The organism is Brevibacillus sp. AY1 (assembly GCF_029870785.1).
GTDB classification, from domain to species: Bacteria; Bacillota; Bacilli; order Brevibacillales; family Brevibacillaceae; genus Brevibacillus; species Brevibacillus invocatus.
Window position 1 is genome coordinate 1 of sequence record NZ_JAFLPN010000080.1, and the last position, 5,949, is coordinate 5,949.

Below are 5,949 nucleotides of genomic sequence, written 5' to 3' on the forward strand. Positions count from 1 at the left end.
CAATGGATCATGGGTTTACCCAGCTATATCAAGGGTTACCTACCTAATTTGAGCTGCGAAAGTTGAGTTATTAAATTCGCTGTTACAGAGCGACGGGAAACGATACGGTGAAAGTTGTACCTTCACCAACCTCGCTTGCAACCTCAATATTCGCATTGTGATACTCTGCAATCTGATAACAAATGGATAGCCCGAGACCCGTTCCTGTCTCTTTCTGCGTAAAAAAGGGTTGTCCGATCTTTTGCAACAATTCTTGCGGAATTCCAACCCCGTTATCCCTTATGCTTACTTTAACCCATTCATCGCATCGCATTTGTTCGATCCAGACAGTTCCCCCTTCAGGCATCGCTTCAATGGCATTCTTAATCAAATTAATAAATAACTGTTTGATTTTATTTCCATCGCACCGGATCTGCACGGATTCCTTGGTTGGATGAAAGTGAATTTCAACATTATGTAAAGTGGCCTGCGCCTGAAGCAGCACGACGATATCCTGAATCAGCTCGGAAAGATCATGCCGCGTCATGTTCATCTCTTGCGGTTTGGCTAAGGCCAGCAGTTCATTTAGAATAAGTTCGATACGAGTTAATTCATCCTTCATAATATCGTAGTACTTACTTCCATTTTCGTTGCCGGCGCTTAACAATTGCAGAAATCCTTTCAGCGCGGTAAGCGGGTTTCGAATTTCATGCGCAATTCCCGCGGCCATTTGACCCGCTATGGATAATTTGTCTGCCTGATGAGCAGATTGCTTGGCTGCATCAAATTCGGTAATATCGTGCATGACACAAATGCCGCCCACAATTTTATTGTGAACAATGATCGGCTTCCCATGACAGAGAACGAGGCGATGCTCGCCATTCGACTTTTTAACGACCATTTCCAGATCGCGGAAACTTTCGCCCCGATACGCCCGATAAAGCGGGACGCGTTCCTTGCTCAACAGCGTTTTTCCATCCGATTCATACAATCCGTATGTAGAACTCCAGTGTTCGGGAGAAAGAGGTATCTGTACGAATTCGTGCAATTGTCTTGCGGCTCTATTCATGCTTGTCAATATCCCATTTTCATCACAAATCACAACGCCGACATCCATCATTTCGACAATACCACTCATGACACGTTCTTGAGTAGCCAGGACGTCTTCCAGCGTCTTTCGGCTCGTGATATCTCGAAAAACCTTAACTATTTCACGAACATTGCCCGAATCGTACCGTAGCGTGTTGCTTACGACCTCCACCCAAACAAAGGAGCCGTCTCTTCGACGTAATCGCAAAATGTTGACATAACCGTCTTCATTCATCCACTCTTGCGAGTTGTCCAATTTTTCTATGACTGCTGCCATCAGTCGTTCTTTTGCTGGCAGAAAGGCGAATGCGATCATCGGGACGATAACGGGGATTCTTACTTTTTTCCCTTACGACCAATGGAAAAACGAGCATTCCATTCATCATGCGACCAGCGGGAATTTATGCCGCAGAGGCACAGGTGACATCTGGACGCTGACTATGGAGGAATACACGGCGCTCTCCCCATGGAGACGTCTGGGATACCGCTTATACCGCAATCCCTTTATCATGTTCGGACTTGACCGGTATTTCTTTTCTTGTTTCAGTACCGATTGAACCGGGAGAATGCCAGGACTAAGGAGCGCATGAACACCTACCTGACGAACGCAGCGTTGATTGGCCTGATGGGTTCTCTGTTGGACACTCGGCTGGAAGGAGGTGCTCCTCGTGCAGGGTTCGATCCTCTACCTTTCTGGCGTTGCGGGCATATGGCTCTTCTACGTGCAGCACCAATTCGAGAACACTTATTACGAGCGGGAACTTGAGTGGGACTATGTCAGCGCGGCGATGCGCGGTAGCTCCTTTTATAAGCTGCCCACAATTTTACAATGGATGACCGGGAATATTGGCTTCCACCATATACATCATCTGGATCCTCGGGTGCCGAACTATCGCTTACAGCAAACACACGAGAGCAATGCCGACCTACAGCACGTTCCCACCATTGGACTGCTCCAAAGTCTGCGGGCGCTTCGATACAGATTGTGGGACGAAAGTAGCAAGCGATTTGTGGGGTTTAAGGATATAAAAGGGGGCTCCCACCGACAAAACGCGGAAAACGTACGCTAAGGAGAATAATCCAGTAACATCGCTGATTTTCCGTACGCTAAGGAATGCAGCACAAGAGCAATTGTGTTGCAAGGCCTAGCCAATATACGGACCTTCTGGAGATCCTTAATGCAACACAATTGCTAACGTACGATTTTTGCGTTCCGTTGGCCTAACCCATAAAGCGACTTATGTATGCGAAAGAGCCGCTTCACCACGCGCTTCATCATCCGATTCTTACGAAAATAAGACGGAGGCCGGCAAAGTGCAGGCCTCTCTGATCAAGTATAAACAAGTAATGACGCCTCCAAATGATTCGTTATACAATGTTCGCCATCTCATATCCCGGAAGGACAAGCAAGTATGTCCATTTGCTCTCGATTTCGACTCCGTTCGTCTTGGATCAATTGACATAACGTACTCGCCAATATACGCCCAGCCGTTCTTGGCGCGACCAATCCCGGTAAACTTGGTGCCAACAAGGCCTTGATTCCACGTTTTTCGGCAAAACGAAAATCAGTCCCACCAGGTTTGGAAGCCAAATCAATAATGATTGCGTGATGCGGAATGCGGGTTAAAACACGAGAAGTAAGGATTTGCGCCGGAACCGTGTTAAAAATAATATCCACATTTACGCCTTCATCGTACAAATCTTTCGTATAAAACGGCTCAATCCCCATCTCCCATGCACGTGCAAACTGCTCCGGTTTCTGCACACCCGCTTTGACGTGTGCTCCCAGGCGCAGAAGCATACCGGCTAACGTAAGACCGATTCTCCCCAAACCCAGCACCATACAACGCGAACCATGTATCGTAATGTCCGTATGTTGAATGGCCATCAATAAGGCACCTTCCGCAGTGGGAATGGAATTGTAGATGGCAACATCGTCCCTGCTGAATAATTCAATCAGATCGATCCCTAGTTCCGCGCAAAGGTTCCTCAAGTAGGGCTTGGCTATGCCTGTATAAACTTTTGCGTGTTTCGGCAAACAGGACATATATTCTTTGTCCAGCAGTAGCGTTTCAGCTGAAAATGAAGACTCTACTTTGCCATGGTCATCTGTACCGACAACCGGCAATATTACTACGTCAGCTTTGCGAAGAACTTCCTTCGTAAGCTTGGAATGCTGGACTTCGTGAAGTTGTTCGTGCAAATCTTCAAAACCGATTACCGCAACATTTGCATCCAGGTCAGTGAATGACCGAATGATTTCAAGATGCCGGGCATCGCCTCCAAGGAAGACAATATGCAGACCCGTTAACAAAAAATTCCCCTACTTTCCTTAAGTATGGACTCAACTATTACCGACCTCGTTAACCATTTTTAAAAGCGCATCTGCTCCTTTCATTCCAGCGCAAATTCCGCGTAATTCCGCCTCTGTAGTAACCATATCGAGCGGGGCATCCAGCAATTGCTCTATTGTTCGCACCCCGGTTGCGCGTCCTGCGACAATGCGGCGATCGTTTAATTTCTCATTTAACAAACGGATATCCAGCGCGCCGCACATGATATATCCGTGATCGTTTGTGATGGCAAGAAGTGTTGTTTTGGGCAGGGCGACCTCGATACTTATAACCTGATGACCTTCCACTTCAATCGGTTTCATCATGATCATCTATGATGCAGCTCCTTTTTTTCTACACTATATGCCGGGCGTGATATTTGCACCATAGACGGTAGCCCAAATCCGATATTACTTGTCTTCGTTGGAAGCCTTCTCCCCTTTCGCCAGTGGAAACTGGACTTCGATTCAATTCCATGTAACTTTTGAGATTTATAACAAAGGAGACAACAAACGCGCCGCTTGATCAAGCATGCGCTCGGAAGAAGAACGATGCACATGGTCTTCCAAACGATAAGGAGTCGCCTCGGCGAGATCCCTTTCGAATTGTTCCGTAAGCTCCCGGGCCACATCGGAATGATACATCACTGCACACACTTCGTAGTTTAAACGGTAACTGCGGAGATCGTAGTTGGAAGAACCCACCTCGGCAATCTCGCCATCGATAATCATGACTTTCGCGTGCAGCACCCCTTTGTTGTACTGAAACACATCGATCCCTGCTTCCACGAGTTCGCCATAATACGTACGGCTTGCAGCTCCTGCAACTTTAGGAATCACTTGGCGCGGCACCAGTAATCGCACTCGAACGCCACGCGCCGCGGCTGTTTTGATGGCCATCATGATATCCGCATCGGGTATAAAATAAGGGTTGGTCACGTCGATGGTTCGGGTCGCCTGCGTCAGGCAGATGAAATGCATTTCCCGAATGACCGGAGTAGGCAGCCCGGGATTGCCTTCGAATATCTGTATATAGACGTTATGCGAATCCTTGGACGGGGAAGCTTTTCCCATGAGGGTGCCTTCCATCGTTCCCAGCTCCGATCCCCATTCCCATCCGTATCCGGATCGTTCTGTTTTGCCGGATAGAAATGGATGAATGGCTTTATCGTCTGAAAGTTGGGCCGATTCAGGGATAAATTTTGCCTTTCTCGTTGAATGGAGCATGTCCGGTGACGCCATTTTCCAGTGAGCCTCAAAAACGGCTTTCACATCATCCGCTGTTTCGCCGGTTAACCGCATATGAGTGTCGCGCCAAAAACCGACATCCGGCTTCATTCCAGTATACTCGTCCCCAACGTTGATTCCTCCCATGAAGGCTTCCTTTCCGTCGACGATGACGATCTTGCAATGATCCCGGTATGTCAAGTTGGATAGTACCCAGGGGATTCGCAAGGGAAAGATGGTCCTGCATTCAATGCCTGCTTCCATCATCCGGCGAACCGCATGTTTGGGAAACGACCGGCTTCCCCAGCCATCCCTTATAAAACGAATGTTCACACCGGATAAAGCCCGGTCAATCAGCACATCTGTGATACGTTTACCGATATGGTCATTCCGGTATATGTAATATTCCAGATCGATTGACTTTTGTGCGGCCTGAATTGATTGAAGGAGTTTTCCGTAGGTTTCCATCCCGTTCGTGAGGATTTGGACGGAACCGGTTCGAAGGCCACTGACAGACAAAGGTTGCAAAGCCCGAGCGATAACAAAAGCGGAGTCACCACATGCTGTAGGCAACGCTATTGGGTTATTGTGCGAAGAAACGAGCTTGTCCCGCTGCATTTGCACAGGATTCGTGACGAACAGGTAACAAACGAATCCGATAATCGGTAATACAAGTCCGACTGATATCCAAGTCAACGCTTTGGCGGGGCGGCGCACCTCCCGAACCGCAATGATGATCAATAGTGCCGTATTTACTAGCCATAATCCTGCTATCCATGCCAAGAAAATCAGCCTCCCAATCCAGTCATCTACGAGGGAATAACGGGGCAGCCATGCCGAGAAGAGATCGGCATGGCCCTTTATTAGAAACCTTTATACTGCGGTTCTTCCTGTTCAATTTGTTGTAACCGTGGAGTGACCTGGTCAATGATGTTTTGTGTCTGTTGCGCTGCATTTGTGAAAGTGGTTTTGGCCTGTTGGTTTTGTGTGTTTAACGCAAACTGTTCAAAGCTGGCCTGCGCGCTTTTTAATGAAGCTACAGCTGTTTTCACTTGAGAAGCTACCGTCACGTTGATCACCTCCTGAAATGGCATCCATATGTAATATGTCAACCTGTCAGAAAATTAATGAATGGTAAAATTTGATGATTGGCTATTGTCAGGGGTTAGAGTCTTCCTGAAAAGACTTACCGCAATCTATGCCCTTCTTGGCAATGCTTGAAGCCAGCAGGTACAGCCCTACATAGATTAGGAAACGAATATGTATGTTTCCAGTGAACGGGGTGGTATAAATCGGCCATTTGTGAGACCGGCTCGGCCACA

The 5,949-nt window shown here is 47.7% G+C and carries 5 protein-coding genes and 1 pseudogene; 1 reads left to right on the forward strand and 5 read right to left on the reverse strand.

Annotated features, from left to right (window positions below; all coding sequences use genetic code 11):
• Positions 1–82 precede the first annotated feature (82 nt).
• Positions 83–1,345 carry an ATP-binding protein gene (locus JZI27_RS24555; protein WP_280209795.1) on the reverse strand — a complete coding sequence of 421 codons (1,263 nt, stop codon included), beginning with the start codon at positions 1,343–1,345 and terminating at the stop codon, positions 83–85.
• Here JZI27_RS24555 and JZI27_RS24560 point away from each other — a divergent pair.
• Positions 1,286–2,138: pseudogene (locus tag JZI27_RS24560) on the forward strand (fatty acid desaturase). The gene JZI27_RS24555 and the pseudogene JZI27_RS24560 sit on opposite strands and share 60 nt — an antisense overlap.
• Positions 2,139–2,455: 317 nt before the next feature.
• On the opposite strand, the gene dpsA reads toward JZI27_RS24560, so the two are convergent.
• From dpsA to JZI27_RS24580, 4 genes are all read right to left on the reverse strand, one after another.
• Positions 2,456–3,382 (reverse strand): dipicolinate synthase subunit DpsA, encoded by a 927-nt coding sequence (gene dpsA, locus JZI27_RS24565; RefSeq protein WP_079911400.1) that lies wholly within the window; start codon positions 3,380–3,382, stop codon positions 2,456–2,458.
• Positions 3,383–3,412: 30 nt separating this feature from the next.
• Positions 3,413–3,733, reverse strand: a complete 321-nt coding sequence (locus JZI27_RS24570) for a YunC family protein (protein WP_280209793.1) — start codon at positions 3,731–3,733, stop codon at positions 3,413–3,415.
• Between the two features lie 159 nt (positions 3,734–3,892).
• Positions 3,893–5,410, reverse strand: coding sequence for a phospholipase D-like domain-containing protein (locus JZI27_RS24575; RefSeq protein WP_280209794.1), 1,518 nt, complete (start codon positions 5,408–5,410; stop codon positions 3,893–3,895).
• Positions 5,411–5,490: 80 nt separating this feature from the next.
• Entirely contained in the window at positions 5,491–5,697 is a 207-nt protein-coding gene (locus tag JZI27_RS24580) for a DUF1657 domain-containing protein (protein ID WP_029197844.1), read from the reverse strand.
• Between the last annotated feature and the right edge of the window lie 252 nt (positions 5,698–5,949).

Excerpts from the sequence above, each read along its gene's own strand:
- JZI27_RS24555 (WP_280209795.1), bottom strand. The coding sequence starts at position 1,345 with ATGGCAGCAGTCATAGAAAAATTGGACAACTCGCAAGAGTGGATGAAT.
- JZI27_RS24570 (WP_280209793.1), bottom strand. The coding sequence starts at position 3,733 with ATGATCATGATGAAACCGATTGAAGTGGAAGGTCATCAGGTTATAAGT.